General features: G+C 74.6%; 25 protein-coding genes. 19 read left to right on the top strand and 6 right to left on the bottom strand.

Going from position 1 to position 26,046, the window contains the following annotated elements; all coding sequences use genetic code 11:
- Positions 1–46 precede the first annotated feature (46 nt).
- From QWZ14_RS31320 to QWZ14_RS31300, 5 genes are all read right to left on the bottom strand, one after another.
- Positions 47–1,582, bottom strand: a complete 1,536-nt coding sequence (locus tag QWZ14_RS31320) for a mannose-1-phosphate guanylyltransferase/mannose-6-phosphate isomerase (protein ID WP_290321014.1) — start codon at positions 1,580–1,582, stop codon at positions 47–49.
- A 46-nt stretch (positions 1,583–1,628) separates the two neighbouring features.
- Positions 1,629–2,594 (bottom strand): UDP-glucuronic acid decarboxylase family protein, encoded by a 966-nt coding sequence (locus tag QWZ14_RS31315; protein ID WP_456307282.1) that lies wholly within the window; start codon positions 2,592–2,594, stop codon positions 1,629–1,631.
- An 83-nt stretch (positions 2,595–2,677) separates the two neighbouring features.
- Complete coding sequence (locus tag QWZ14_RS31310) at positions 2,678–4,105, bottom strand: sugar transferase (protein WP_290321012.1); 1,428 nt, start codon at positions 4,103–4,105, stop codon at positions 2,678–2,680.
- Between the two features lie 37 nt (positions 4,106–4,142).
- Positions 4,143–5,147, bottom strand: a complete 1,005-nt coding sequence (locus QWZ14_RS31305; protein ID WP_290321011.1) for an NAD-dependent epimerase/dehydratase family protein — start codon at positions 5,145–5,147, stop codon at positions 4,143–4,145.
- Between the two features lie 87 nt (positions 5,148–5,234).
- A complete protein-coding gene (locus tag QWZ14_RS31300; RefSeq protein WP_290321010.1) occupies positions 5,235–6,011 on the bottom strand; it encodes a WecB/TagA/CpsF family glycosyltransferase in 777 nt (258 codons plus the stop codon).
- A 257-nt stretch (positions 6,012–6,268) separates the two neighbouring features.
- On the opposite strand from QWZ14_RS31300, the gene QWZ14_RS31295 reads away from it, so the two are divergent.
- The 15 genes from QWZ14_RS31295 to QWZ14_RS31225 all read left to right on the top strand — a co-directional run bounded on the left by QWZ14_RS31295 (position 6,269) and on the right by QWZ14_RS31225 (position 20,809).
- Positions 6,269–8,557: a GumC family protein gene (locus QWZ14_RS31295; RefSeq protein WP_290321009.1), complete on the top strand. Its 2,289-nt coding sequence runs from the start codon at positions 6,269–6,271 to the stop codon at positions 8,555–8,557.
- Between the two features lie 14 nt (positions 8,558–8,571).
- Positions 8,572–9,525: an NAD-dependent epimerase/dehydratase family protein gene (locus QWZ14_RS31290; RefSeq protein ID WP_290321008.1), complete on the top strand. Its 954-nt coding sequence runs from the start codon at positions 8,572–8,574 to the stop codon at positions 9,523–9,525.
- The gene (locus tag QWZ14_RS31285; RefSeq protein ID WP_290321007.1) at positions 9,522–10,853 is read left to right on the top strand and encodes a glycosyltransferase family 4 protein; all 1,332 of its coding nucleotides are present in this window, start codon (positions 9,522–9,524) and stop codon (positions 10,851–10,853) included. The genes QWZ14_RS31290 and QWZ14_RS31285 overlap by 4 nt, the downstream gene beginning before the upstream one ends.
- On the top strand, positions 10,843–12,105 hold the full coding sequence (locus QWZ14_RS31280; protein ID WP_290321006.1) for a hypothetical protein: 1,263 nt from the start codon (positions 10,843–10,845) through the stop codon (positions 12,103–12,105). The genes QWZ14_RS31285 and QWZ14_RS31280 overlap by 11 nt, the downstream gene beginning before the upstream one ends.
- A complete protein-coding gene (locus QWZ14_RS31275; protein ID WP_290321005.1) occupies positions 12,102–12,914 on the top strand; it encodes a glycosyltransferase family 2 protein in 813 nt (270 codons plus the stop codon). The genes QWZ14_RS31280 and QWZ14_RS31275 overlap by 4 nt, the downstream gene beginning before the upstream one ends.
- 27 nt (positions 12,915–12,941) lie before the next feature.
- Positions 12,942–14,264 (top strand): O-antigen ligase family protein, encoded by a 1,323-nt coding sequence (locus tag QWZ14_RS31270; protein WP_290321004.1) that lies wholly within the window; start codon positions 12,942–12,944, stop codon positions 14,262–14,264.
- 45 nt (positions 14,265–14,309) lie between these two features.
- Positions 14,310–15,404 carry an acyltransferase family protein gene (locus tag QWZ14_RS31265; protein WP_290321003.1) on the top strand — a complete coding sequence of 365 codons (1,095 nt, stop codon included), beginning with the start codon at positions 14,310–14,312 and terminating at the stop codon, positions 15,402–15,404.
- A complete protein-coding gene (locus tag QWZ14_RS31260) occupies positions 15,401–16,342 on the top strand; it encodes a right-handed parallel beta-helix repeat-containing protein (RefSeq protein WP_290321002.1) in 942 nt (313 codons plus the stop codon). The genes QWZ14_RS31265 and QWZ14_RS31260 overlap by 4 nt, the downstream gene beginning before the upstream one ends.
- A complete protein-coding gene (locus QWZ14_RS31255; RefSeq protein WP_290321001.1) occupies positions 16,234–16,950 on the top strand; it encodes a phosphatase PAP2 family protein in 717 nt (238 codons plus the stop codon). Before QWZ14_RS31260 ends, QWZ14_RS31255 begins: the two co-directional genes overlap by 109 nt.
- Positions 16,951–16,996: 46 nt before the next feature.
- The gene (locus tag QWZ14_RS31250; protein WP_290321000.1) at positions 16,997–17,614 is read left to right on the top strand and encodes a hypothetical protein; all 618 of its coding nucleotides are present in this window, start codon (positions 16,997–16,999) and stop codon (positions 17,612–17,614) included.
- A 115-nt stretch (positions 17,615–17,729) separates the two neighbouring features.
- Positions 17,730–18,257 (top strand): YbaK/EbsC family protein, encoded by a 528-nt coding sequence (locus tag QWZ14_RS31245; protein ID WP_290320999.1) that lies wholly within the window; start codon positions 17,730–17,732, stop codon positions 18,255–18,257.
- Between the two features lie 195 nt (positions 18,258–18,452).
- Complete coding sequence (locus QWZ14_RS31240) at positions 18,453–19,424, top strand: tetratricopeptide repeat protein (RefSeq protein ID WP_290320998.1); 972 nt, start codon at positions 18,453–18,455, stop codon at positions 19,422–19,424.
- 10 nt (positions 19,425–19,434) lie between these two features.
- Complete coding sequence (locus QWZ14_RS31235; protein ID WP_290320997.1) at positions 19,435–20,121, top strand: LON peptidase substrate-binding domain-containing protein; 687 nt, start codon at positions 19,435–19,437, stop codon at positions 20,119–20,121.
- A 114-nt stretch (positions 20,122–20,235) separates the two neighbouring features.
- On the top strand, positions 20,236–20,436 hold the full coding sequence (locus QWZ14_RS31230; RefSeq protein ID WP_290320996.1) for a Trm112 family protein: 201 nt from the start codon (positions 20,236–20,238) through the stop codon (positions 20,434–20,436).
- A 1-nt stretch (position 20,437) separates the two neighbouring features.
- Positions 20,438–20,809, top strand: a complete 372-nt coding sequence (locus tag QWZ14_RS31225) for a DUF971 domain-containing protein (RefSeq protein ID WP_290320995.1) — start codon at positions 20,438–20,440, stop codon at positions 20,807–20,809.
- Positions 20,810–21,031: 222 nt separating this feature from the next.
- Here the strand turns inward: QWZ14_RS31225 and QWZ14_RS31220 are convergent, their stop codons facing one another.
- Positions 21,032–22,306: a UbiH/UbiF/VisC/COQ6 family ubiquinone biosynthesis hydroxylase gene (locus QWZ14_RS31220; RefSeq protein ID WP_290320994.1), complete on the bottom strand. Its 1,275-nt coding sequence runs from the start codon at positions 22,304–22,306 to the stop codon at positions 21,032–21,034.
- 199 nt (positions 22,307–22,505) lie between these two features.
- Here QWZ14_RS31220 and QWZ14_RS31215 point away from each other — a divergent pair, with 199 nt between their 5' ends.
- The 4 genes from QWZ14_RS31215 to QWZ14_RS31200 form a co-directional block, all read left to right on the top strand.
- Complete coding sequence (locus tag QWZ14_RS31215) at positions 22,506–22,844, top strand: P-II family nitrogen regulator (protein WP_290320993.1); 339 nt, start codon at positions 22,506–22,508, stop codon at positions 22,842–22,844.
- A gap of 38 nt (positions 22,845–22,882) precedes the next feature.
- Positions 22,883–24,214, top strand: a complete 1,332-nt coding sequence (locus QWZ14_RS31210) for an ammonium transporter (RefSeq protein WP_290320992.1) — start codon at positions 22,883–22,885, stop codon at positions 24,212–24,214.
- Between the two features lie 105 nt (positions 24,215–24,319).
- On the top strand, positions 24,320–25,129 hold the full coding sequence (locus QWZ14_RS31205; protein ID WP_290320991.1) for a TorF family putative porin: 810 nt from the start codon (positions 24,320–24,322) through the stop codon (positions 25,127–25,129).
- Positions 25,130–25,295: 166 nt separating this feature from the next.
- Positions 25,296–26,046, top strand: a 751-nt coding sequence (locus QWZ14_RS31200) for a DNA translocase FtsK 4TM domain-containing protein (protein ID WP_290320990.1), incomplete at its 3' end; no start/stop codon positions are given.

Genomic DNA, 26,046 nt, shown 5'->3' with positions numbered 1-26,046 from the left:
GACGCTTGCTGTCGGCCTCACGAATTATCCAGGCTAGGGGGCGGCCTCAGCCGCGGGCATAGGCATCCTCCAGCCGGACGATGTCGTCCTCCCCCAGGTAGGCGCCGACCTGCACCTCGATCAGGGCCAGCGGGATCCGGCCCGGGTTCACCAGCCGGTGCACGCAGCCGAGCGGCAGGTAGATGCTCTCGTTCTCCTGCAGCATCACCTCCTCGGCGTCCCGCACCACCAGCGCGGTCCCCGCCACCACCACCCAGTGCTCGGCCCGGTGGTGGTGCTTCTGCAGGCTCAGCATCCGCCCGGGCTCGACCACGATCCGCTTCACCTGGAAGCGCGGCTGCAGGATCAGCGTCTCGTAGAAGCCCCAGGGCCGGTGGCAGCGGGCGTGGCTCAGCGCCTCCTTGCGATGGGTGGCCTGCAGCCGCCGCACCACCTCCCGCACCTGCTGCGCCTGGTCGCGGTGCACCGCCAGCACCGCATCCGGCGTGGCCACCACCACCGCATCCTTCAGCCCGACCACGGCGGTGAGGATGCCCTCGCCGCGGACGTAGCAATCCTCCGCCCCGACCAGCAGGGCGTCGCCGGCGGCGACGTTGCCGGCGGCATCCTTGGCCCCGAGCCGCCAGAGCGCGTCCCAGCTGCCGACGTCGCTCCAGGCGATGTCGGCGGGCACCACCGCCGCCTGCCGGGTATGCTCGGCCACCGCATGGTCGAGGCTGAGGCTGGGCGCCTGCGCGAAGGCGGCGGCCTCGAGCCGGGTGAAGTCGAGGTCCTGCTGCCGCCGCGCCACCGCCTCGGCCACCGCCGCCAGCACCTCCGGCGCATGCTCCCCGAGCTCCCGCAGCAGGGTGCGGGCGGTGGCGACGAACATGCCGGAATTCCACAGGTGCCGGCCGGAGGCGGCGAATTCGGCGGCCACGGCCGCGGCCGGCTTCTCGGTGAAGCGGGCCACCGCATGGGCGCCGGGGGCCTCCGGCAGCGCCGCGCCGAGCTCGATGTAGCCGTAGCCGGTCTCGGCGCCGGCCGGGGCGATGCCGAAGGTCACCAGCCGGCCCGCCCGCGCCGCGGCGACCGCCGCCGGCAGCAGCCGGTGCAGCGCGGCGACATCCGCCACCACGGCATCCGCCGCCATCATCCAGAGCAGGGCCTCGGGGTCGTCCTCGGCCAGCAGGCAGGCCGCGGCGGCGACGGCCGCGGCGCTGTTGCGGCCGACCGGCTCGAGCACGATCCGCCGGTCGGCGATGCCGACCGCGGCCAGCTGCTCGGCCACCAGGAAGCGGTGCTCCTGGTTGCAGACCACGAGCGCCGGGGCGAAGCCGGTGCCGTCCGGCAGGGTGCCAGAGGCGCGCAGCGCGGTCTCCTGCAGCATGGTCCGCCCGGAGGCGAGCGCCCAGAGCTGCTTCGGCAGCCCGTCGCGCGACACCGGCCAGAGCCGCGTCCCCGACCCGCCGGAGAGGATGACCGGCACGATGCGCCCGGGCGCCGCCGGCGCCGCCGGCTCGGCCCCGTCGTCCGCGGCCAGCAGGGCCAGGTCGAGCTCGTCGTCGAGCAGGGCGGGGTGGTGGCGTGAGTTGACATGCATCGGCGTTTCCCCTCGGTGGCAGGCGCGGAGTGAGGCTGGCGCGGTGTCAGGCCGCCGCCTCGGCCCGCTGCTCGGTCAGGCGTTCCGTGAAATAGGCGATGGTCCGCCGGAGCCCCTCCTCCAGCGGCACCCGCGGCGCCCAGTCCAGGACCTGGCGGGCCCGGGTGATGTCGGGGCAGCGCTGGGTCGGGTCGTTCTGCGGCAGCGGCCGGTTGACGATGCGCGAGCGCGAGCCGGTGAGCGCGATGACGTGCTGCGCCAGGGTCAGCATGGAGATCTCGTGCGGGTTGCCGAGGTTGATCGGGCCGGTGACGTCGTCGTCCGCCCGCATCATCGCGGTCATGCCGCGGATCAGATCGTCGACGTAGCAGAAGGCCCGGGTCTGGCTGCCGTCGCCGTAGAGGGTGATGTCCTCGCCGCGCAGCGCCTGCAGGATGAAGTTCGAGACCACCCGCCCGTCGCTGTCGTGCAGCCGCGGGCCGTAGGTGTTGAAGATGCGGATCACCCGGATCCTGACCCGGTGCTTGCGGGCGTAGTCGAAGAACAGCGTCTCGGCGCAGCGCTTGCCCTCGTCGTAGCAGGCGCGCGGGCCGAGCGGGTTGACGTTGCCGCAGTACTCCTCGGTCTGCGGGTGCACCTCCGGGTCGCCGTAGATCTCGCTGGTCGAGGCCTGCAGGATCCGGGCGCCGGTCCGCTTGGCCAGGCCCAGCATGTTGATGGCGCCGATCACGCTGACCTTGGTGGTCTGCACCGGGTCGTACTGGTAGTGCACCGGGGAGGCCGGGCAGGCCAGGTTGTAGATCTCGTCGACCTCGACGTGGAGCGGGAAGGTGATGTCGTGGCGCATCACCTCGAACCGCGGGTTCGCCAGCAGGTGCGCGATGTTCTCGCGCCGGCCGGTGAAGTAGTTGTCGACGCAGAGCACGTCCTGCCCGGCCTCCAGCAGCTGCTCGCAGAGATGCGACCCGAGGAAGCCCGCCCCGCCGGTGACCAGGACTCGTTTGCGACCCATTGCCATGTCTGCACCTCGCGGGCTTGCGTTGATCACGGTGGCCGGGCAGGCGGGGCGCCCGGGGACCGGGCCGGCCCGCCGCCCTAGCGGGCGCCGCGGGCGGCCAGCACCGCCGGGACGGTCTTGAGCAGGATGTAGAGGTCGAGCCACAGCGACCAGTTGCGGATGTAGAAGCGGTCGATCGCCTCCTGCCGCGTCAGGTCGGCGTCGCTGCGCTCGGAGACCTGCCACAGGCCGGTCAGCCCGGGCTTCACGCTGGCGCGCAGCTCCTGGAACTCGGCGCTGAAGCGGCTGACGTGATAGGCCGGGAAGGGCCGCGGCCCGATCAGGCTGAGGTCGCCGCACACCACGTTCCAGAGCTGCGGCAGCTCGTCGAGGCTGCTGCGCCGCATGGCCTCGCCGATCCAGGGCAGGACGCGCGGATCCCGCGCCAGCTTCATGTGCCGGTCCCATTCCGCCCGCGCCGCCGGGTCGCGGGCCAGGAGGTCGGCGAGCAGCGCCTCGGCGTCCCGGTGCATGGTGCGCAGCTTGAGGATCCGCACCGGGCGGCCGCGGTAGCCGACCCGCGGCTGGACATAGAGGGCCGGGCCCGGGCTGATCAGCCGGATCGCCAGCACCAGCAGGCCGATGACCGGCAGCGCCAGCAGCAGGGCCGGCACCGCGACGCAGAGCTCGAGGCCGCGCTTGATGCGGCGGTGCGGCCCCTCCGCGGCGGGGCCCGCCACCTCCAGCCCCAGCTCGCCGCCCAGGCTGCGCGGCCGCACCCGCAGCGCCGGCAGGCCGGGGCCGGCCGGCAGGGCGATGACGCGGCGGAAGGGCAGGCCGGCGAACTCGAGCCCGGGGCACTCCGGCATGACCGCGATGCCGACCACGGGATGGCCGTCGAGCCGCCGCGCCGCCTCGGCGACGGTGCCGAGATAGGGCACCGGCATGGGCGGCTCGCCCGGCGTCCCGGCGGCGAAGCCGATCGGCCGCAGCCCCAGCTCCGGCTGGCGCAGCAGCCGCTCGGCGAGGCCCGCGGTGGCCGGGCCCTGGCCCAGCAGGATCGCCCGTGCCCCCCAGGCCGAGGCCCGGATCAGCAGCGGCCGCAGCAGGAGCTCCGCCAGCAGCCCCAGGGGGGCCGCCAGCAGCCCCGCGAGCAGCAGCGCGGCCGCCGCCCCCGGCCCGCCGCCCGGCGCCAGCAGCGCGACCGCCAGGCCGGTGGCGAGGAGGGCGCCGATCACCCGCAGCCGCAGCCGCTCGGGCGAGGCCCGGCCCGCCGTGTCATAGAGGCCGAGCCAGAGGTGGACCGCCCCGAAGCAGGCCGGCAGCAGCAGCGCCGCCCGCCAGTCCCAGGCGCCGGCCTGGGGCGGCACCGCGGCCAGGGCGGCGACGGCCGCCGCCGCATCGGCCGCGGGCAGGGCGAGCCGGCGCAGCGCCGCCTGCTGCCAGCCTGGGCGCGGCAGCAGCCCGGGCAGCGACCGGGCGGTGCCGGCGAAGCCGGCCGCCGGCGTCGGGACCATCTCCTGCATGGCGATCCGCTCCCGCCCCGGGGCCGCGACGGCCGGCTCAGCCCGCCTTCTCGAGCGCGCGCGGCCGCCCGGCCGGGGCGCGCCCGGCGTTCACCTGCGCCGCGATCCAGGCATAGGTCGGCACGATGCCCTGGCGGAAGCCGCAGCTCGGCTCCCAGCCCAGCACCTGGCGGAGCCGGCTGTTGTCGCTGTTGCGGCCGCGCACGCCCTGCGGCTTCGAGACGTCGTGGCGCTTGCGCACGGTCTTGCCCGCCGTCTCGGCGACGATGTCGACCAGCTCGTCGATCGTCAGCAGCTCGTCGGTGCCGAGGTTGAGCGGCGCGGCGTAGCCGGACTCCATGATCCGGTGGATGCCCTCGACGCAGTCGTCGACGTACATGAACGACCGGGTCTGCCGGCCGTCGCCCCAGATCTCGATCTCGCCGCCGTCGGCGATGCCGGCGAGCTTGCGGCAGATGGCGGCCGGCACCTTCTCGCGGCCGCCGTCGTAGGTGCCGAGCGGGCCATAGACGTTGTGGAAGCGCACCACCCGCATCCCGATGCCGTGGTCGGCGCCGTAGTACTCGCACATCTTCTCGGTGAAGAGCTTCTCGAGGCCGTAGCCCTCCTCGGGCTGCGCCGGCCAGGCGTCGTCCTCGCGCAGCGGCACCGCGTCGGGGCTGGTCTGCAGGTGGTGCGGATAGACGCAGGCGGTGGAGGAATAGAGGAAGCGGCCGACGCCGGCATCCTTCGCCGCGTCGAGCATGGCGATGTTCATGATGGTGTTGTTGCGGGCCACCACCGCATGGTTGCCGGTGATGTAGCCGATGCCGCCCATGTCGGCGGCCAGGTGGTAGACGTCGTCGATGCCGTCGGTGGCGGCCGCGCAGTGGCCCGCGTCGCGCAGGTCGGCGACGAGGAACTCGTGCGCCTCAGTCTCGCTGTACTCCGGCCGCTTGATGTCGGCGCCGCGCACCCGGTAGCCCTTGCCGACGAGGTGGTTGACCAGATGGTGGCCGATGAAGCCACCCGCGCCGGTGACCAGTACGTGCTTCGTCGTCATGCCGGGAAGTCTCCTTGCTCGCGTCGTGCCTGACGCCAGCTATAGGACCGCGGCGGGCCCCGGCCTCGCGGGCAAAGGGAGTATCCCCTATCGAGCCGGCCGCGCCGCCGCCGCCAGCTGGCGCATCGCGCGCCAGGCGAAGGCCGGGTTGTTCCGGAGGTAGCGGCCGGCCAGCCGGCGCGGCTCGGAGGCCATGCGGAAGGCCCATTCCAGGCCGTGGCGCTGCATCCAGCGCGGCGCCTGCGGCTTCTCCCCGGCCAGGAAGTCGAAGGCGGCGCCGACGCCGACCAGCACCGTCGCCTCCAGCCGGTCCCGGTTGCGCGCCATCCAGCGCTCCTGCTTCGGCGTGCTCAGCCCGACCCAGACGATGTCGGGCCGGGCGGCGTTGATCGCGGCGACCTCCGCCTCCTCCTCGGCCGGCGACAGCGCGCGGAAGGGCGGCGACAGGCTGCCCGCGAGCGGCAGGCCGGGATGCGCGGCGGTGATGGCGGCGGCCAGCGCGGCCAGCGTCCGCGGCCGGCTGCCATAGAGGAAGTTGCGGTACCCCCGCGCCGCCGAGAGGCCGCACATGGCCCGCATCAGGTCGGGGCCGTAGACCCGCTCGACCTCCGGATGGCCGAGCCGGCGCGCCATCCAGACCAGCGGCATGCCGTCCGGCGTCACCATGCCGGCGCCGTTGTGGATGGCCATCAGCGCCGGGTCGCGCTGGCTCTCCATCACGCCGTGCACGCCGGTGATGCAGACGTAGTGGCGCTCGCCCCCGGCGATCCAGCGCTGCATCGTCGCGGTCGCCAGCGGCATCGTCAGGGCGCTGACCCCGACCCCGAGGATGTCCACCCGCTCCGGCCCCTGCGTCCCGTCCATCGCCGCCTCCCGTCCCCGCCGCTGCCGGCGCGAGGTTTCATAGCGGATCGCGCCCGGCCGCGGCGGGCGCCCCGCCGGGGCAAAGGGATGGGCGGGGCGGCCCATCCGGGGGTGGGGCGCCGATCCGAAAGGGCTACTCCCCAATCGCCCTTCGGCCCCGGCCGCGGCCCCGGCATGCTGGCCCGGCGCCGCGTCGGGCCTCGCCGTCCTCCCGGGGTCGGGACGGCCCTCGACGACCGGCCAGCGGCAAGGGGCACATGGCTGTGGATCGGCATCCGTACACTCTCGCGCTCGATCCCAGGCTCGCCGCGGTTCCGGCCAGGTCGCACCGGGAGCAGCTGGCGGCGGGCACCCTCGCCGCCGTCTGGCGGCGGCGGTGGCTGGTCCTCGGCTGCCTGCTGCTGTCGGCCGCCGGGGTGGTGCTGGCCCTGGCCCTGCTGCCGCGGATGTACGCCGGCGAGGCGACGCTGCAGCTCGACCTCACCCAGCGCGACAGCGGCCGGGCGACGAGCCAGGCGCCGTCGATCATGCTCGACCCCGGGGCGCTGGTGCAGAACGAAGCCCGCATCCTGCGCTCCCGGCCGCTGATCCGGGCGGTGGTCGAGGAGCTGGGCCTGGCCGAGGCGCCCGGCGCCGCCGCGCGCGGGCTGCTGCCGCCCGGCTGGATGCCCTGGCTGCGCCAGGCGCTCGGCCTGCCGCCGGAGCAGGGCGGCAGCGAGGATCCGGCGCTGCTGCGGCGCGACCTGGTGGTGAAGGACCTGCTGTCGCGGCTGGCGGTCGCCACCGACAACCGCTCCTACCTCGTGACCATCACCTACCTGGCGCGGGATCCGGTGCTGGCGGCGCGGGTCGCCAACGCGGTGGCCGAGATCTACCTGCGGCGCGAGGCGCAGGAGCGGACCGACGCCGCCCGCCGGCTGATCGACTGGTCCGACGGCCAGATCCGCGAGAGCTCGGAGGCGCTGCACCGCCTGGAGGCGGAGATCGCGGCCTTCCGCGAGCGGACCGGCATGCTCGAGCCCGGCCGGCTCGACCCGGGCGGCGACGTGGAGAACGTCAACCAGCAGCGGCTGCGTAGCCTGATCGCCCAGCTCAACAACGCGGTTCTGGCCCGGATGAACGAGGAACGGCGGCTGGCGCGGGTGCAGGAGAGCCTGGCCGCCGGCGGCATGCCCTCGGCCGCCGACCTGCAGGGCTCCTCGGTCATCCCGGCGCTGCTGGACCGGCAGGTGCTGGCGCAGCGCGATCTCGGCCAGTTGCGGACCCGGCTCGGGGCGCAGCATCCGAGCGTCGCCGAGGCCCAGGCCGGCCTCGTCGAGATCGGCCAGCGGCTGGCCCAGGAGATGCGCCGCGCCGGCAGCGTGGTGGCGGCCGAGCTGGCGGCGGCGCGGCGGACCGAGGCCGAGCTGCGCGGCGACGTCGAGGCGCTGCAGCGGACCATGATCGCCGGCAAGGCGGACGAGGCCGAGCTGCGCACCCTGCAGACCAATGCCCAGGCGACGCGCGACCGGCTCGGGGCGCTGCAGCGGGGCAAGGAGCAGATGCTGGCGGCGGCGGCGACGGGCGATGCCGCCGCCTCGCTGGTCGTGCCGGCCGAGCCGGTGCGCTTCCCGGCCTCGCCGAAGCCGCTGATCGTCGGCCTGCTCGGGCTGCTCGGCGGCGGCCTGCTCGGCATCGGCGCGGCGCTGCTGCTGGAGCGGCGCGACCTGGGGCTGCGCAGCAGCGCCGAGCTGGACCCGGTCACCGATCCCCGCTGCCTCGGCATGGTGCCGTGGCTGCCCAGGGCCGACCTCGCCGCGCTGCTGCGGGACGGCGCCGCGGCGGCCCCGGGGACGGCGGCCTTCCAGGAGGCGGTGCGCGCGGCCGGCGCCGGCGTCGGGCTGTTCGAGATCCGGCCGGCGGCGCGGGTCGTGCTGGTGACCTCGGCGCTGCCGGGCGAGGGCCGGTCGACCTTCTGCGCGGCGCTGGCGCGTTCCCTGGCCGCCGCCGGGCGGCGGGTGCTGGTGATCGACGGCACCGCCGCCGGCGCCGCGCCGGGCCTGGCGATCGACCTCGCGCCGCCCCCGGAAGGCCAGGTCGAGGGCCAGGCCGGGGGCCAGGCCATGCGCCTGCCGGATGCGGCGATGGCGGGGGCGGTGCCGGTGGTGCGCCGCAGCCTGGTCTGCCCCGCCGGCACGGATGCCGTGGCCACGGCGGGGTTCCGCTCCCTGCTCGACGAGGCGCGGGAGCGCTTCGACGTCATCCTCGTCGAGGCCGCGCCGGTGATGCTGATGGCGGATGCCATGATCCTCGGCCGCGTCGCCGACACGGTGATCCACGTGGTCCGCTGGGCCGGCACCCGGAAGCGGGTCGTCCGGGCGGCGCTGCAGCGGCTGCGGGAGCATGCGGTGAACGTGGACGGGCTGGTGCTGGCCCAGGTGCACCTGCGCCGCCACGCCGCCCTGCGGGTGCTCGACCAGGGCACCTTCTACCGCAAGGAGCGCGGCTTCTACGAGCGCCTCGCCGGCCGCGGCCGGCCTCGCGGCAGGCCCGAGGGGGTGGCATGAGGGAACAGCGGACGATGCGCATACTCATCACCGGCGGCAACGGCTACGTCGGGCGGCAGCTCACAGGCCTGCTGCAGGACCGGCACGCGCTCTGCGTCGTCGACCGGCTGCGCCACGGGCCCTGGCGCCTGCCCGCCGCGGCGGGCCGGGGGGCGCGGCTGGAGGCGGTCGACATCCGCGACGCCGCGGCCGTCGCCCGCATCCTCGAGGACTTCGCCCCCGAGGTGGTGATCCACCTGGCCGCCGTGCACTACATCCCGGAATGCGAGGCCGACCCGGCGCTGGCGGTCTCGACCAACGTCGACGGCACGCTGAACCTGCTGCTGGCCTGCCCCCGCGGCGCCCGCTTCGTCTTCGCCTCCTCCGGCGCCGTCTACGGCCCGGAGGAGGCGCCGCATTCGGAGGACCGCTCGGCGCTGGCGCCGAGCGACATCTACGGGCTGACCAAGCTGCACGGCGAGCACTACCTCCGCCAGGTCGCCGCGGCGCGGGGGCTGGAGGCGGTCATCGTGCGGCTGTTCAACGTCATCGGCCCGGGCGAGACCAACCCGCATTTGCTGCCCGAGATCGTGGCGCAGCTGCAGGCCGGGCGGGACACCATCGAGCTCGGCAACCTCGACTCGAAGCGCGACTACATCAGCGTGCGCGACGCCGCCGCCGGCTTCCGGGCGGTGGCGCTGGGCGGGCGGGTCGCCGCCGGCGAGCCCTGCGTCGTCAACCTCGGCACCTCGCAGGCCTATTCGGTGCGCGAGGTGGTCGAGAAGCTGCGCCGCATCTCCGGCCGCAACTTCGGCATCCGCCAGGCGGGGGGGCGGGTCCGCCGGGTCGACCGGCCCTTCCTGGCCGCCGACAACAGCCGCATCGCCGACCTCTTCGGCTGGACGCCGGGGCATTCGATCGACGACACCCTGGCCGAGCTGTGGTCCCGGCCCGACCTCGCCGAGGCCCTGGTGGCGCGCTACCGATGAGCGGCGGCGGGCCGGCGGCGGGCGCCGCGCCGCGGGTGCTGGCGGCGGTGGTGGTGCCGCCGCACCTCAGCGTCAGCGGCGGGGCGCGGGCGGCCGAGCAGCTCAGCGCGGCGCTGCGGCCGCGGTGCGAGGTCACCGTGGCCAGCATGATGAACGGCGCCGGCTCCGCCGCGGCGGTGCACCGCCTGCCGGTGCGGTCCTGGCTGCCGCCGCTGCTGCCCTGGTCGCGCCTGCCGCCGCGCTACCGCACGCTGTTCTACCGCTCGGACATCCCGCGGCTGCTGGCGCCGGGCGCCTTCGACCTGGTGCACCTGCACAACCCGATGCCGGCGCTCGAGCTCGAGCGGATCGCCCGCGCCTGCCGGGCGCGCGGCCTGCCCTACGTGATCTCGACCCACGGCTTCAACGAGGTCGCCAACGGCGGCACGGTCTATGGCTTCGGCCGCGCCGGGCGGCTGCTCTGGCAGCAGCTGGTGGTGGCGCCGGTCGCCCGGGCGGTGCGGCGGGCGGCGGGGATCTTCGCCCTCTCGCCGGCGGATGCCGACATCGTCGCGGCCATGGGCTTCGCCGGCCCGGTCACGCCGGTGCCGAACGGGGTGGCGCTGCCGGGGCCGGCCGATGCCGCGGCCGACCGGCAGGCGCTGGCCCGGCTCGGCATCCCGGCCGGCTCCGCGCCGGGCACGCTCACCGCCCTGTTCCTGGCCAACCACACCCCGAACAAGGGCCTGCCGCAGCTGCTCGAGGCCTTCGGCCGGATCGAGCGCCCCTTCCTGCTGATCATCGGCGGCGAGCGGCGCGGCGGCATCGGCTACGACGCCGCCATCGCCGCCTGCCGGCCGGGGCAGCGGATCGTGGTGACCGGGCGGCTGAGCGACGCGGAGGTGGCGGCCGCCTTCCGCCGCGCCGACCTCTTCGTCTTCCCGACCCTGGCCGATACCCTGCCGCTGGTGGTGCTGGAGGCCATGGCGCACGGCCTGCCGGTCGTCGCCTCCCGCGTCGGCGGCATCCCCTACCAGCTCGGCGGCGACTGCGGCCTGCTGGTGCCGCCCGGCGACGCCGGGGCGCTGGCGGCGGCGGTGGAGGCGCTGGCCGCCGATCCCGGACGGCGGCGGCAGGCCGGCGCGGCGGCCCGGCGCCGGGTGGCGGACCGCTTCACCTGGGCGCGCGCGGCGGAGCAGGCGCTGCAGGGCTACGGCGAGGCCCTGCAGGGGCGGCCGCGCCCGGCCGCCGCCCTGCTCCCCACCAGGCCCGCCACCTTGCCCGCCACCCTGCCCACACCCCTGTCCACCACCCTGCCCGCTGGCCCGGCCGATCGCCGTGCGCATTAGGCCCCAGCTGCGGCACGCCTCATGGACGCTGATCGACCAGGGGATCGTCAGCGCCGGCATGTTCGCCATCAGCATCCTGCTGGCGCGCTGGCTGCCGCCCGCCGACTACGGGATCTACGGGCTGCTGCTCGGGGCCATGTTCGGCCTGCAACTGGTCAACGCGACGCTGCTGTTCCACCCGCTGTCGGTGCTGCTGCTGCAGGCGCCCGAGGCGGAGCGCCCGGCGCTGCTGCGCTCGGCCGTCCTGCTGGTGGCCGCCGCCGCCGCCGCGCTGGGGCTGCCGCTGGGCCTCGGGCTGCTGGCCTTCGGCCTGGGCGGGCTGGTCCTGCCGGCGCTGGCCTGCTTCCTGCTGTGGCAGCTGCAGGAGGCGATGCGGCGCGGCCTGCTGGCCGGCTTCCGGCACCGGGCGGCGACGCTGGGCGACCTGCTCAGCTACCCCGGCCAGGTGGTCGCCGCCGGCGTGCTGGCCGCGCTCGACGCGCTGAGCCTGGCCTCCGTCCTCTATGCCCTGGCGCTCACCTCCGGCCTGGCGGCGCTGCTGCAGGCCCGGCAGCTCGGGCTGCGCTGGCGCGGGCCGCTGGCGCTGCGGCCGACCCTGCTGGCCTTCTGGTCGGTGGGCGGCTTCTGGTCGCTGGGCAACGGTCTGCTGGCCCATGTCCGGATGCAGGTGCTGCCCTGGGCGCTCGCCATCGGCGCCGGGCCGGCGGCGGCGGCCGGCTTCCAGGCGGCGCTGAACATCGTCAACCTCAGCAACCCCTTCGTCATGGGGCTCTGCAACCTCATCCCCCAGGCCGCGGCCCGGGCGGCAGGGCAGGGGATGGCCGCCGCCTGGCGCGGCGTGCGGGTCTACCTGCTGCTCGCGGCGCCGCCGCTGCTGGGCTTCTCCCTGCTGGTGCTGGCGGTGCCGGAGGCGGTGCTGCGGCTGGTCTACGGCGAGGGCTCCGCCTACCTCGGCCTCGCCACGCCGGTGCGGCTGCTGGTGCTGGCGGTGCTGTTCGGCAGCGGCACGGAGCTGGTGGTCGCCTTCCTGCACGGCGTGCGGTCGGTGCCGGCCGCCTTCCTGGTGAATGCCGCCGGGGCGCTGACCGCCACGGTCCTGGCCCTGGCGGCGGCCGGGCCGCTCGGGATCGTCGGCTGCGGCCTGGCGCTGCTCGGCGCCAACCTGGTGCGGCTGGGCATGGTGCACATGGTGCTGACCCGGGCCCTGGTGGCCGGCGGGCGGCGGGTCGGATTGCGGGAGATCGAGCAATGATCGTGACAGTGGTGACGCCCACCCTCAACGGCATCGAGTACCTGGCGGAGTGCATCGCCTCGGTGCAGCGCAACCGGACGCGCGACATCGAGATCGACCACGTCATCGTCGACGGCGGCAGCACCGACGGCACGGTGGAGATGGCCGAGGCCGCCGGGCTGCGGGTGATGACCGGCAAGGACAGCGGCATCTTCGACGCCATCAACAAGGGCTCGTTCAACTCCGAGGGCGCGCTGCTCGGCTTCCTCGGCGCCGACGACGTGATGCTGGAGGGCGCGATGGCCGAGGTCGTGCGCGCCTGGCGCGACAGCGGCCGCCGCTGGGTGGTGGGCGGCATCCGCTGGATCGACGACCGCGGCCGCGACCTGGGCGAGCTGGCGGCGCCGCCGGGCTGGATGACCCCCCGGATGCACGTCTGCCTCGGCTGGAACCCGATCATGCACATGGGCACCTACTTCTCGCGCGACTTCTTCGACGAGCTCGGCGGCTTCGACATCGCCTTCCGCGACGCCGGCGACTACGACCTCTTCGCCCGGGCCCTGGCGGTCGCGCCCTATGCCCGGCTCGGGCGGCCGGTCGCCTGCTTCCGGCGGACCGGGCACAACAACAGCGCGGTCAACTGCGCCCGGTCGGATGCCGAGTGGCGCCGGGTGCTGGAGCGCTTCGGGCCGCCGGGCGCGGCGGAGCGGCGCTTCTGGCGCTATGCGCTGAAGGCCTGGTTCAACCTCGCCAACCCGCACTGGCTGCTGTGGAAGCTGTCGCAGCCGGCCCGGCTGCGGCTGCGGCTGCAGGAGCGGGCCTACTTCTGAGGTCCCGGGCGGGCAGGGGGCCGCGGCATGTCGGGGATCGCGCTCGGCCGGACGGCGACGGCCAGCCTGGGGGACCGCTACATCCCGGTGCTGGCGCTCGGCCTGCTCGGCTATGCCGCGCTGGGCAAGGGCTTCGCCTACCTCGGCCTGCCGCCGCTTTTCATCGGCGAGATCCTGCTGGGCTTCGGGCTGCTGGCGCTGTGGCAGGCCGGCACCCTGCCGGCGGTCTTCACCGCGCTGCCCAACCTGCTGCTGGCGGCGATGGCCGCCTGGGTCGCGGCGCGGACCCTGCCCTTCCTCGGCCGCCACGGCGTGGACGCGCTGCGCGACAGCGTCATCATCCTCTACGGCGCCTTCGGCGTCATCGTCTGCGGCCTGATCCTCGAGCGGCCGGAGCGGCTGAACCGGATCTTCCGCCTCTTCGCCGGCTTCGCCGCCTGGTACGGGCCCGGCGGCTGGACGCTCTACTACCTCGGCAAGGTGGCGCGGAACATCGGCGTCGGCTGGCCCGGCTCGGGCATGCCGCTGATCGCGATCCGCCCCGGCGAGGTGGCGGTGCATGTCGCCGGCTCGGCGGTCTTCGCGCTGCTCTTCTTCGGGCGGACCGGGCTGCTGCGCAGCGCCCTGCTGCTGATGAGCATCGCCATGGTTTCGGCGCAGAGCCGCGGCGGCATGCTGGCCATCCTGCTGCCGCTCGGCGTCGCCTGCCTCGTCTCCGGCCGGCTGGCCGGGATGCTGCGCATGGGCGCGATCGGCGCGGCGCTGCTGGCCGGGGCCCATGTGGCGCAGATCGAGGTCAGCTTGCCGCCGGACAACCGGGTGATCAGCGCCGAGCAGCTGCTCATGAACGCCGCGAGCATCGTCGGCGCCCCGGGCGAGGGCGACCTCGACGGCACCAAGCTCTGGCGGCTGCGCTGGTGGGAGGCGATCCGCAACTACACGCTGCACGGCCCGCTGTTCTGGACCGGGCAGGGCTTCGGCATGAACCTGGCGGAGGAGGACGGCTTCGTCGTCGGCCTCGAGCACGGCGGCGCGGTGGTGCGCAGCCCGCACAACGCCAGCATGACCATCCTGGCCCGGGCCGGCGTGCCGGGGCTGGCGCTCTGGGCGCTGCTGCTGGCCGCCTGGCTCGGGATGATGGCGATGAACATCCTCGAGGCGCGGCTGGCCGGCGAGCCGCGCTGGGCGGACTGGTTCCTCTTCCTCGCCTGCTACCTCGCCGCCGCGGTGATCGACGCCTCCTTCGACGTGGCGCTGGAGGGGCCGATGCTCGGCATCTGGTTCTGGACGATCTTCGGCATCGGCGTCGGCTCGTCGATGGTCTTCCGCGCCCGCGGCCGCGCCGCCTGACCGCCGCCGGCGCCGGCCGGCACCGCACATCCGAAAGGGAGGAGCATGCAGCAGAAGCGCAACGACATCCAGTGGCTCAGGGCCCTCGCGGCGATCGAGGTGGTGGTCTGGCACACCGACCTGGTGACCAAGCACTTCTCCGCCGCCAACATCGCCGGCTCCTTCTACGAGCGGTTCGGCGGCTTCGGCGTCGAGCTCTTCTTCATCATCTCGGGCTACGTCATCGCCCTGACCGCGCCGCGGCACGCCACCGGCGCCGGCTTCATGCTGGCGCGGCTGGCGCGGCTGATCCCGCTCTACTGGTCCGCCACCGCGCTGGTCTTCCTCGCCGCCCTCCTCAATCCCGACTGGAGCCAGGGCTCGCTCGACTTCCGCCCCGAGGTCATCGCCAAGTCCCTGGCCTTCTGGCCGCAGCAGCAGGTGCCGGTGATGGCGCTCGGCTGGTCGCTCGAGCACGAGATGCTGTTCTACGGGCTGGCCGCGCTCTGGCTGGGCGGCGGCGGCCGGGCCCGCGCCGCCTGGGCCATGCCGGCGCTGCTGGCGGGGCTCGGGACGCTCGGCTTCTTCCTCGGCACCGGGCTGGCGCAGCGGGTCTGGGACCTGCACCTGGCCAGCCCCTACATGCTCGCCTTCGGCTTCGGCTGGCTGTTCCGGCTGGCCGAGACCGCCGCCGGCCGCCGCCGCCTGGGCCTGCTGGCGCTGCCGCCCGCCATGGTGGCGCTGCTCGCGGTCCTGCCGATCCGGCCGGAGGAGGGGCTGCTGCTGCTCCGCCTCGCGGTCGCGGTGGCGCTCTTCCTGGCCGCCCTCGGCCTGCGCCGCCTGCTGGAGCGGCCGGGGCCGACCAACGCGCTGATGGGCCGGGTGGGGGATGCCTCCTACAGCATCTACCTCTCCCATTGGTTCGTGCTGTCGATCCTCGGCAAGCTGCTGGGGCCGCTCGACCCGGCGGACGGCTTCGACGCGCTGCTGCGGCTGCTGGCGGTGCTGCTCTGCATGGCCGTCGGCGTGGCGGTCTTCACCCAGGCCGAGGCGCCCATCGACCGGGCGCTGAAGCGCCGCCTCGGCGCCTGGGAGGCCGGCCGCGCCCGCCGCCGGGCGCTGCGGCCGGCCTCCGGGCTGGCGCGGGCGGCCCCGGCATGAGCCGGCCGGCATGGCTCGCCCTGCTGCCGCTGCTGCTCGCCCCGGCCGCGGCGCAGCAGGCCGGCCCGGCGGAAGGGCCGGCCTGCCTGGTGGTGGCCGGGCAGCGCGACGTGGTGATCGAGAACCGGACGATCGGCCCCTGCGGCGGCTACGGCATCGTCGTCACCGGCAGCGAGCGGGTGACGATCCGCAACGTCGCGCTGCGCGACACCGGCGACATCGCGGTCTACATCCTCGGCAGCCGCGACATCGAGGTCTCCGGCAACCGCGTGCGCAACGCGCTCTCCGGCATCTTCGCCCAGGACTCGACCGGCGTGCGGGTGCGCTGCAACCGGCTCGAGGACATGCGCGGGCCTGTACCGCGCGGCCAATTCGTGCAATTCGACAGCGTCCATGGCGGCGGCAACGCCATCAGCTGCAACCACGGCCGCAACCGGCCCGGCGCCGGCGATCCGGAGGATGCCATCAGCCTGTACAAGTCCCACGGCCTGCCGGACTCGCCGATCCGGGTGGAGGGCAACGTCATCATCGGCGGCGGCCCGAGCCGGTCGGGCGGCGGCATCATGCTGGGCGACGCCGGCGGCTCGCATGCGGTGGCGCACCGGAACATCCTGGTGGACCCGGGCCAGTACGGCATCGCGGTGGCCAGCGGCGAGCACATGGCCATCACCGAGAACCGGATCCTGGCGCGGCGCCAGGACTTCACCAACGTCGGCATCTCGGTCTGGAACCAGTATCCCACGCCCTGCGGCGACATCACCGTGCGCGGCAACGCGGTCAGCTGGATCTCCCGCAGCGGCGCCGCCAACCCCTTCTGGGACGCCGGTAATTGCGGGCCGGTGCAGGGCCTCGGGCAGAACCGCCTCGCCGCCTCGCTGTCGCCGGCCATGGCCGAGGACCTGCCGCCGGACTGCGGCTGCGACGGGGCCGCCCGCTGACCGCGGCGACGGCGGTCGCCTTCGTCACCGATTTCGCCGACCTCGGCCTGGTGCTGCCGCTGGCGGGGCTCGTGGCGCTGGCGCTTGCGGCGATCGGCCGGTGGCGGGTGTCGCTCGCCTGGCTGGCCGCGGTGGCGGCGACCCTGGCGGCGATGGCGGCGCTCAAGCTGCTGGCCTTCTCCCTGCCGTCGTGGCTGGCCGGCGCCGGGCTGGCGCCCGGGGACCTCGGCAATCCCAGCGGCCATGCCGCGGCGGGCACCATCTGCTACGGCGGGCTGGCCACGCTGCTCTGGCCGCGGCCGGCGCGGCGGCCCTGGCCGGGGCTGCTGGCCGGGGCGGCGGCCGCGCTGGTCTTCGGCGGGACCCGGCTCTGGCTCGGGGTGCATTCGGTGCCGGACGTGCTGACCGGCGGCGCGGTGGGGCTGGCCGGGGTGCTGCTGCTGGCCCGGCTTGCCGGGCGGGCGGCGGGGCCGCCGGTCCCGGTGCCGGGGCTGGCCCTGGTCCTGGCGGTGGTCCTCGGCGGCGGGCTGGTCTTCCACGGCACCCGGCTCTATGCCGAGGGCCTGCTGCGCGCCCTCGCGGCCGGGGTCCTGCCGCCGGAGCCATGACGCCCGGCCCCTGGCGGCGCAAGGCGGGGCGCGCCATCTGCCGCGGATGATCCGTCCCCGCCCCGCCCCCCGCCCGCGGCCGCTGCTGCGCCGGCTGGCCCGCCTGCCGCTGGTGCCGCTCGCCATCCTCGTGGTGCTGCTGGAGGCGACGGTCTGGCGCTGGCTCACCGCGCTCGGGCGGGTGCTTTCGCGCCTCGCGGTCTTCGCCGCGCTGGAGCGGCTGGTCGCCCGGCTCAGCCCGCGCATGGTCGTGGCGGCCTTCGTGCTGCCCTTCCTCGCCTTCATCCCCCTGCTGAAATTCGGGGAGCTCTGGCTCTTCCTGCATGGCCACCTCGTGCTCGGCGTGCTGCTGCTGGTCGCCGCCAAGGTGGTGGGCGTCGCCTTCTCCGCCCGGCTGTTCGAGATCGCCCGGCCGAAGATGCTGCAGGTGCCGCGCTTCGCCTGGGCCTATGGCCATGGGCTGCGCGCCTGGGCCTGGTGCCATGCCCTGCTGGAGGGCATCCCCGCCTGGGTCGCCGCCCGCGGCGCCGTCCAGCGCGGCCTGGCCCGCGGCCGCGCCGCGCTGGCCGGGGCCTGGCACCGGCTGCGGGCCGGCGTTGGCCGCCCGGCCGCGGGCGGCGTCCGGGCCCGGCTGGCGGCGGCGATCCGGCAGCAGCGGCGCTGACGCCCGCCGCCTTCCCCCCTGGGCCTCCCCATGGGCCTTCCCCCGGGCCCGCCCCTGGGAGGCCGGGCGCCGCGGCGGTAGGATGCCGGCCATCACCGGGGACATGATCCGCACCATGGCTGAAACGCCCGCCGGCCTGCTCGCCCGCCTCGCGGCGCTCGGGATCGAGGCCATCACCACCGAGCACGCGCCGGTCTTCACCGTCGCCGAGAGCCAGGCCCTGCGGGCCAAGCTGCCCGGGGGCACCGATGGCGGCCACAGCAAGAACCTCTTCCTCCGCCCGGCCAAGGCCGGCCCCGGCCCGCACCTGCTGGCGGTGCTCGAGGAGACCCGCCAGGTCTCGGTCAATGCCCTGGCCCGCGCCGCCGGCGCCGGGCGGGTCGAGATGGCGCCGGCCGCGGCGCTGCAGGACCTGCTCGGCGTCCTGCCCGGCGCGGTGACGCCCTTCGGCATGGTGAACGCGCCGCCGGGGGCGGTGCGCATCGTGCTGGATGCCGGGCTGATGCGCGACCACGCCTGGGTGCACTTCCACCCGCTGGTGAACAGCATGACCACGGCCATCCGCCCGGCCGGGCTGCTGCGCTTCCTCGAGAGCCTCGGCCACCGGCCGGAACCGCTGGAACTGCCGCCGCCCGCGGGGTGAGGCCGGGCGCCCGGCCGGCCGGTGCCGCGGCCGATTGAACCGCTTCCGGGCCGCCGCCAATTGTTGAATCCGCCCGCCCGCGGTTACCATCGGCCGCGACAAAGGCCCGGCTGCCATGCGCGCGGCGGGCCAGATCGCCCCATTGCCCTTGCGCCGGGGCGGCGCATCTATGTGCCAGACCGAGGAATAGCCACCATGGACGTCATCTTCGACCCGAACCGCCAGGCCGCCCCGCAGGGCGCCGCCGGCGGCAGCCTTGCCGGCGCCGCGCCGGCCGACGACCTGATCCGGGACGGCGACCAGCGGACCTTCATGCAGGACGTGGTGGAGGCCAGCCGCACCACGCCGATCCTGGTCGACTTCTGGGCGACCTGGTGCGGCCCCTGCAAGACGCTGACGCCGACCATCGAGAAGGTGGTGCGCGCTGCCGGCGGCCGGGTCAAGCTGGTCAAGATCGACATCGACAAGAACCGCCAGCTGGTCCAGCAGCTCACCCAGCTCGGCCTGCCGCTGCAGTCGGTGCCGACGGTCGCCGCCTTCTGGCAGGGCCAGATCGCCGACCTCTTCCAGGGCGCCCAGCCGGAAGGCGAGATCAAGCGCTTCATCGAGGGCGTGCTGAAGCTGGCCGGCGGCCAGATGCCGACCGCCGACCTGCTGGCCGAGGCCCGCGCCGCCGCCGAGGAAGGCGACCACCAGGGCGCGCTGCAGATCTTCGGCGCCCTGGCGCAGGAGGAGCCCGAGAACCCGGAGGCCTACGCCGGCATCGCCCGCAGCCTGCTGGCGCTCGGCGAGGAGGAGCAGGCGCTGCAGGTGCTCGGGCAGGTGCCGGCCAAGCTCGCCGACCACGCCGCCATCGCCTCCGTCCGCGGCACGCTGGAGCTCGCCGCCGAGGGCCGCAAGGCGCGGGAGAAGCTGGCCGAGTACGAATCCCGCCTGGCCGCCGACCCCGACGACCACGCCGCCCGCATCGAGCTCGCGGTGGCGCTGAACGCCTCCGACGACCGGGCCGGCGCGGTGGACGCGCTGCTCGAGGCCTTCCGGCGCGACCGCGCCTGGAACGAGGAGGCCGCGCGCAAGCAGCTGCTGAAGTTCTTCGAGGCCTGGGGCTTCGCCGACCCGGCGACGGTCGCCGGCCGGCGGAAGCTTTCCGCCCTGCTGTTCCGGTAGCGCCCGCTTCGTGGCCCACTCCGTCCCCGCACCAGCCGCGCCGTCCCTGGAGCTGCCGAGCGAGATCGCGGTCTTCCCGCTCTCGGGCGCGCTGCTGCTGCCGCAGGGACGGCTGCCGCTGAACATCTTCGAGCCCCGCTACCTGGCGATGACCCAGGACAGCATGGCCGCGGGGCGGATGTTCGGCATGATCCAGCCGGACCCCGGGGCGCCGCGGGGCCCGAACGGCCCGGAGCTGTTCCGGATCGGCTGCCTCGGCCGGCTCACCTCCTTCGCCGAGACCGACGACGGGCGGATGCTGGTCACCCTCACCGGCCTGATCCGCTTCCGGGTGGTCGAGGAGCTGGAGATGCGCCACGGCTACCGCCGGGTGCGGGCCGACTACGGCCCCTTCCTGGCCGACCTCGACACCGCCGGCCCGGCCCCGGCGATCGACCGGCCGGAGCTGCTGGCGGCGCTGCGCCCCTTCTTCAAGGCGCGCGGGATCGAGGCGAATTGGGCGGCGGTGGAGCAGAGCGCCGACCCGGCGCTGGTGCTGACCCTGGCCATGGTCTGCCCCTTCGACGTGGCCGAGCAGCAGGCGCTGCTCGAGGCCGCCACCCCCACCGAGCGCGCGGGCATGCTGATCGCCCTGCTGCGGATGGGCGCGCATGCCGCCGCCGGCGGCGACGCGGCGCCCGGCCGCAAGCCGAGCTGACCGGCCGGGCCACGGGCGGCGGCACGCCATGATGCGCCGGGGCCGGTCCCGGGGTATTGCTGCGCGGCAGGGGCCGCGGCCGGCCCGCCCGACGACGCTGTGAGGACACCGATGATGACCGACACCAAGCCCAGCCCCGCCAGCGACGTCGACCCGGCGCTGCTGGAGATCCTGGTCTGCCCGCTGACCAAGGCGCCGCTGCGCTACGACCGCGCCGCCGGCGAGCTGATCAGCGACGCCGCCCGGCTCGCCTATCCGATCCGCGACGGCATTCCCATCATGCTGCCGGACGAAGCCCGCCCGCTGGACGGCTGAGGTGCCGACCCCGACCGAGATCCGGCTGAAGCGGGCCGAGCGCGTGCTCGACGTCAGCTTCGACGACGGCGCCCGCTTCAGCCTGCCGGCCGAGTACCTGCGGGTGGAGAGCCCCTCCGCCGAGGTGCAGGGCCATGGCCCCGGCCAGAAGGTGCTGGTCGCCGGGCGGCGGGAGGTGGGGATCATGCGGGTGGAGCCGGTCGGCCACTACGCCATCCGCATCGCCTTCGACGACCTGCACGACAGCGGCATCTACAGCTGGGCCTACCTGCACCAGCTCGGCCGCGAATACGCCGAGCGCTGGGCCGCCTACGAGCAGGAGCTGGCGGCGAAGGGGCTGAGCCGGGAGCCGCCGCCGCGTCGCCGGGGCTGATGACGCTGGCGCCCGGCCGGGTCTTGCGTTATAGGATTATAGTCCGCGGCGCGGACTCGGCCGCGGGCCGGTGAAGCGCTTTACGGAATTGAGCCGAATTTTAGGGAATTGAGCGGAATTGAGTGGGTTTGAGCCGAATTCAGTCAATTTTAGCAAGGCTGAGGTCCGGCCAACCCCTTGATTTCGCTGGGTATTCGCAGGAGCCGGCGAGGGCGTCCGCCCTCAACCCCCTGATGTCCCGAGTTTCTGCCCCGCCAGTAACCCGCCCACCCCCGGCCCCATGCCCATCGCCTGCCGGGCGAAGGCCTTCTTCAGCCCGGGGATGCGGTCCACCGCCGCGATGCCGAGCCGCCGGGCGATCCGCACCGGGGCGAAGTCGTTGCCGAACAGCCGCTCCAGCGCATGCATGCCCGAGAGCATCAGCAGGGTATCCGGCCGCCGCCGCGCCTGGTAGCGCGCCAGCACCGCCGGGCCGCCGGGATCGCCGCCGGCGTTCCAGGCGGCGATCATCTCCTCGGCCAGCGCCGCCACGTCGCGGAAGCCGAGGTTGAGCCCCTGGCCGGCGATCGGGTGGACGCCGTGCGCGGCGTCGCCGATCAGCGCCAGCCTTGTGTCGGTCCAGCGGTCCACCAGCAGCGCCGAGAGCGGATAGGACCAGCGCCGGCCGATCGGCCGGATGGCGCCGAGATGCGGGCCCAGCCGCCGCGCCAGCTCGCGCCCGAAGGCGGCATCGTCGAGCGCCAGCATCCGCTGGGCGATCGCGGTGCGGTCGGCCCAGACGAAGGCCGAGGCATGCGGATAGGCGGCGGTGCCGAAATTGCCCGGCCCGGCCAGCGGCAGCTGGGCGAAGGGGCCGTTCGGCAGGAATTGCTCGAGCGCCACGCCCTCGTGCGGCACCTCGTGGGCGAAGGCGCCGACCATGCCGATCTGGTGGTAGTCGAGCGTCGTGGTGCGGATGCCGGCCTGCCGGCGCAGCGGGCTATGGCGCCCCTCGGCGGCGATCACCAGCCGGGCGTTCAGCACCGCCCCGGTCGAGAGCCGCACCGTCGCGCCCTCGGCCCGGCGCTCGACCGTCGCGGTGGCGGGGGCGAAGACCTGCAGGTTGGGCAGCCTCGGCAGCGCGGCGTTCAGCGCGACCCGCAGGCTGCGGGCCTCGACCATGTAGCCGAAGGGCTCGGCCGAGACCTCGGCCGCGTCGAACATCAGCGCGAGGCGCGAGGCCGGCTCGCCGGGCCGCCCGTCGGCGACGCGGATGCGGTGGATCGGCCCGGGCAGGGCCGGCAGCCGGTCCCAGATGCCGGCGGACGCGAGCAGCCGCTTGGAGGTGAGGGCGATGGCATAGGCCCGGCCGTCGAAGTCGGGCAGCGCCATGGGCGGCAGCGGCGCGCTGTCGACCACCGCGGTGGGCAGCCCGGCGGCGGCGAGGGTGGCGGCGAGTGTCGCGCCGACCGGTCCGGCGCCGATCACGCAGGCGGCCACGTCGAATGTCGATGTCATGCCCGGCTCATCCCATGCCCTTCCCGGGAGGTCCACCGCCCTGCTGCGGCGACCGCCCAACCCCTGGCCGTATTGCACAAAATCCGGGCATGCCGACCGGCCTGCGCGGCCCATCCCCAACCGGAACCTCGGGTTCCCGGCTGGCACGAGAATTGAAGACATGCCTCCGCCAGGACCATTCAAGGAGGACTACGGGCAGATGAAGCTGGTGATGGCGTTCATCAAGCCCTTCAAGCTGGATGAGGTGCGCGAGGCGCTCACCCCACTCGGCGTGCAGGGGCTGACGGTAACCGAGGTCAAGGGCTTCGGTCGCCAGAAGGGGCAGACGGAAATCTACCGCGGTGCGGAGTACCAGGTCAGTTTCCTGCCCAAGATCAAGATCGAGGTCGTGGTCGCGGACGAGCTGGTGGACGGGGTGATGGAAGCCATCGCCAAGGCCGCCAAGACCGACAAGATCGGCGACGGCAAGATCTTCGTGCTGGAGGTGGAGCGCGCCTTGCGCATCCGCACCGGCGAAACCGACACCTCGGCGCTGTAGCGCCGCGCCAACCTTCAGGGAATGCAGGGGACACTATGATGAGGATGCCCGCACGCGCGCTGGCGCCGCTGGCCGTGGCGCTGCTCGCCGCCGCCCCGGCCATGGCGCAGGACGGCCCCAAGATCGATACCGGCGACACCGCCTGGATGCTCACCAGCACCGCGCTCGTGCTGATGATGACCATCCCCGGCCTGGCGCTGTTCTATGCCGGCATGGTCCGCAAGAAGAACGTGCTGGCGACCATGATGCAGAGCTTCACCTGCGCCGCCGTGGTGACGGTGGTGTGGATGGTGGCCGGCTACAGCCTGGCCTTCGGCGAGGGCGGCCCCTGGATCGGCGACCTCTCGAAGCTCTTCCTCTCCGGCATCGCCGAGAGCTGGGACAAGCCCTTCACGCTCGGCAGCGGCGACGGCGCGGTGGCCTTCACCATCCCCGAGACGGTCTTCCTGATGTTCCAGATGACCTTCGCCATCATCACCCCGGCGCTGATCACCGGCGCCTTCGCCGACCGCATGAAGTTCAGCGCCATGGTGCTGTTCAGCGTGCTCTGGTCGCTGCTGGTCTACTCGCCGGTCGCGCACTGGGTCTGGCACCCGAACGGCTGGATCTTCGCCCTCGGCGCGCTCGACTTCGCCGGCGGCACCGTGGTGCACATCAACGCCGGCGTCGCCGGGCTGGTGGCGGCGCTGGTGCTCGGCAAGCGGGTCGGCTACGGCACCGACAACCTCTCGCCCTACAACCTCGCCTTCGCCGTCATCGGCGCCGGCATGCTCTGGGTCGGCTGGTTCGGCTTCAACGCGGGCTCGGCCGGCGGCGCCGGGGCGCGGGCGGGCATGGCCATGCTGGCGACGCAGGTCGCGGCGGGTACGGCGGCGCTCACCTGGATGTTCGCGGAGTGGGCGACCAAGGGCAAGCCGAGCGTGCTCGGCTGCATCTCCGGCGCGGTCGCCGGGCTGGTCGCCATCACCCCCGCCAGCGGCTTCGTGCTGCCGGTGCCGGCGCTGATCATCGGCGTGGTCGCCGGCCTCGCGGGCTTCTGGGGCGCCACCGCGCTGAAGCACATGTGCGGCTACGACGACAGCCTCGACGCCTTCGGCGTGCACGGCGTCTGCGGCATCGTCGGCAGCCTGCTCACCGGCGTCTTCGCCTACGGCGCGCTCTCGGCCACCACGGCGGCGCCGGACGGCTTCGGCGGCAGCTTCGACCAGTTCATGCTGCAGCTCTACGCGACCGTCGCGGTCATCGGCTACACCGCGGTCGGCAGCTTCGTCCTGCTCAAGGTGACCGACGTCATCGTCGGCCTCCGGGTGCCGGAGGAGGAGGAGCGCGAGGGCCTCGACGTCACCCAGCACGGCGAGCGCATCGCCTGACCTGACACGGCAGGGGGCGCCCGCCGCCCCCTGCCATTCCGCATGGAATCTTTACAGCGGCAGGCCCTAACACGCGGGCCGGTCATTTCGGGGGATGCTGAGACCATGAATGTCATTACCGGCCTGCTGGCCCGGCCCTTGGGAACCTTGCGCCACGCCACCCTGGCGGCGGCCGCCCTGCTGCTGCCGGCGCTGCCCGCCGCCGCCCAGACCACCATCGACTCCGCCGGCCTGACCGTCACGCTGACGCCGGCCGTCTCGAACGACTACCTGTTCCGCGGCATCAGCCAGACGCGCAACAACTGGGCCTTCCAGGGCACCGCCGACATCCAGCACGAGAGCGGCTTCTACATCGGCGCCTTCGTCAGCAACGCCAAGTTCCTCGCCAACCCCTACAACGACACCCGGCAGGAACTCGACGCGCTCGCCGGCTACCGCTTCGAGCTGGCCGGCGTCGCCCTGGATGTCGGCTACATCGGCTACTACTACCCCGGCCAGGGCAAGGCCCCGGGCGGCCAGCTGAACGAGTACCACGAGCTCGCGGTCAAGGCCGCCTACACCATCGACACGGTGAAGCTGCTCGCCGCCTTCAACTACTCCCCGAACTTCTTCGGCCGCTCGGGCGCCGGCTACTACATCGAGGGCGGCGCCGACGTGACGCTGCCCTATGCCTTCACCGCCTCGGCCCGGGTCGGCCACCAGTGGATCGAGCGCAATACCTTCTTCGGCACGCCCGACTACCTCTGGTACTCGATCGGCGTCTCGCGCGAGATCTATGCCGGCGTGACCGCGGCGGTCGGCTGGTACGGCACCACCATCGACAAGAAGGACTGCGCCCCGGTCGTCGACCGCGCCGACGGCGGCCAGCGCGCCTGCGACGGCCGCGTGCTCTTCACCGTGAGCCGGGTGTTCTGAGCCGCCGCTGAGGCCGCGACCGGACGCGGGGGCGCCAGCCGCAGGGCCGGCGCCCCCTTTCGCCTCCGCCCCGTTCCGCGAGTGGCACGTGCGGCCGGGATTACTTGGTTCGACAGGCGGTTGCGCGCTATCCTTGGGGACTGTTCTGAACCGGACCCCGCGACCTATGCCCGCGCCCCGCATCTCCGCCGCCGACCGCCCCTCCGCCATGCCGCCGCGCATGCCCCCCCGTGCCGCCGGCCGCGGCGCCGCGCCGCCGATGGCCGCCCCGGCGGGCGGGCCGCTGGCCGGCGTCCGCCGCTTCGCCTCGCCCGCGGTGAAGGCCGCCATGCGGCGGCGGCTGTTCGAGCTGCTGGCCTTCCTCTGCGCCCTCGGCGGGCTCGGCCTGCTGCTGGCCCTGGCCAGCCACGACCCGGCCGACCCCTCGCTCTCGACCGCGACCACCCGCGCCACCGCCAACCTCGCCGGGCCGGCCGGGGCCATGGCCTCGGACATGCTGCTGCAAGGCTTCGGCTGGGCGGCGGTGCTGCCGGGGCTGGCGCTGCTCGGCTGGGCCTGGCGGCTCGGCACGCATCGCGGCCTCGGGCTCTTCCCGGCGCGGCTGGCGGCGCTGCTGGCGGCGCTGCCGCTGGGCGCGGCCACGCTGACGCTGCTGCCGGTCTCGGCCGGCACCGGGCTCGAGACCGGCCCGGGCGGCGTCGCCGGCGGCCTGGTCGCGGAGTCGCTGACCGAGGGCGCCACCGGCCTGCTCGGCCCCTTCGGCCTGGTGCTGGCGGATACCGGGCTGGTGCTGCTCGCGCTCGGCCTGGCCGGCGCGGCGCTGGGCCTCTCGCCCGGCGAGTGGCTCGGCATGGGCCGGGCGGCGCGGGCCGGCGCCGGCGGCGTCGCCCGCCTCGGCGCCGCCGGCCTGTCGCGGG

It is taken from the genome of Paeniroseomonas aquatica (genome assembly GCF_030409335.1).
Classification (GTDB): domain Bacteria; phylum Pseudomonadota; class Alphaproteobacteria; order Acetobacterales; family Acetobacteraceae; genus Belnapia; species Belnapia aquatica.
This window is presented reverse-complemented; position numbering and strand designations above follow the sequence as displayed.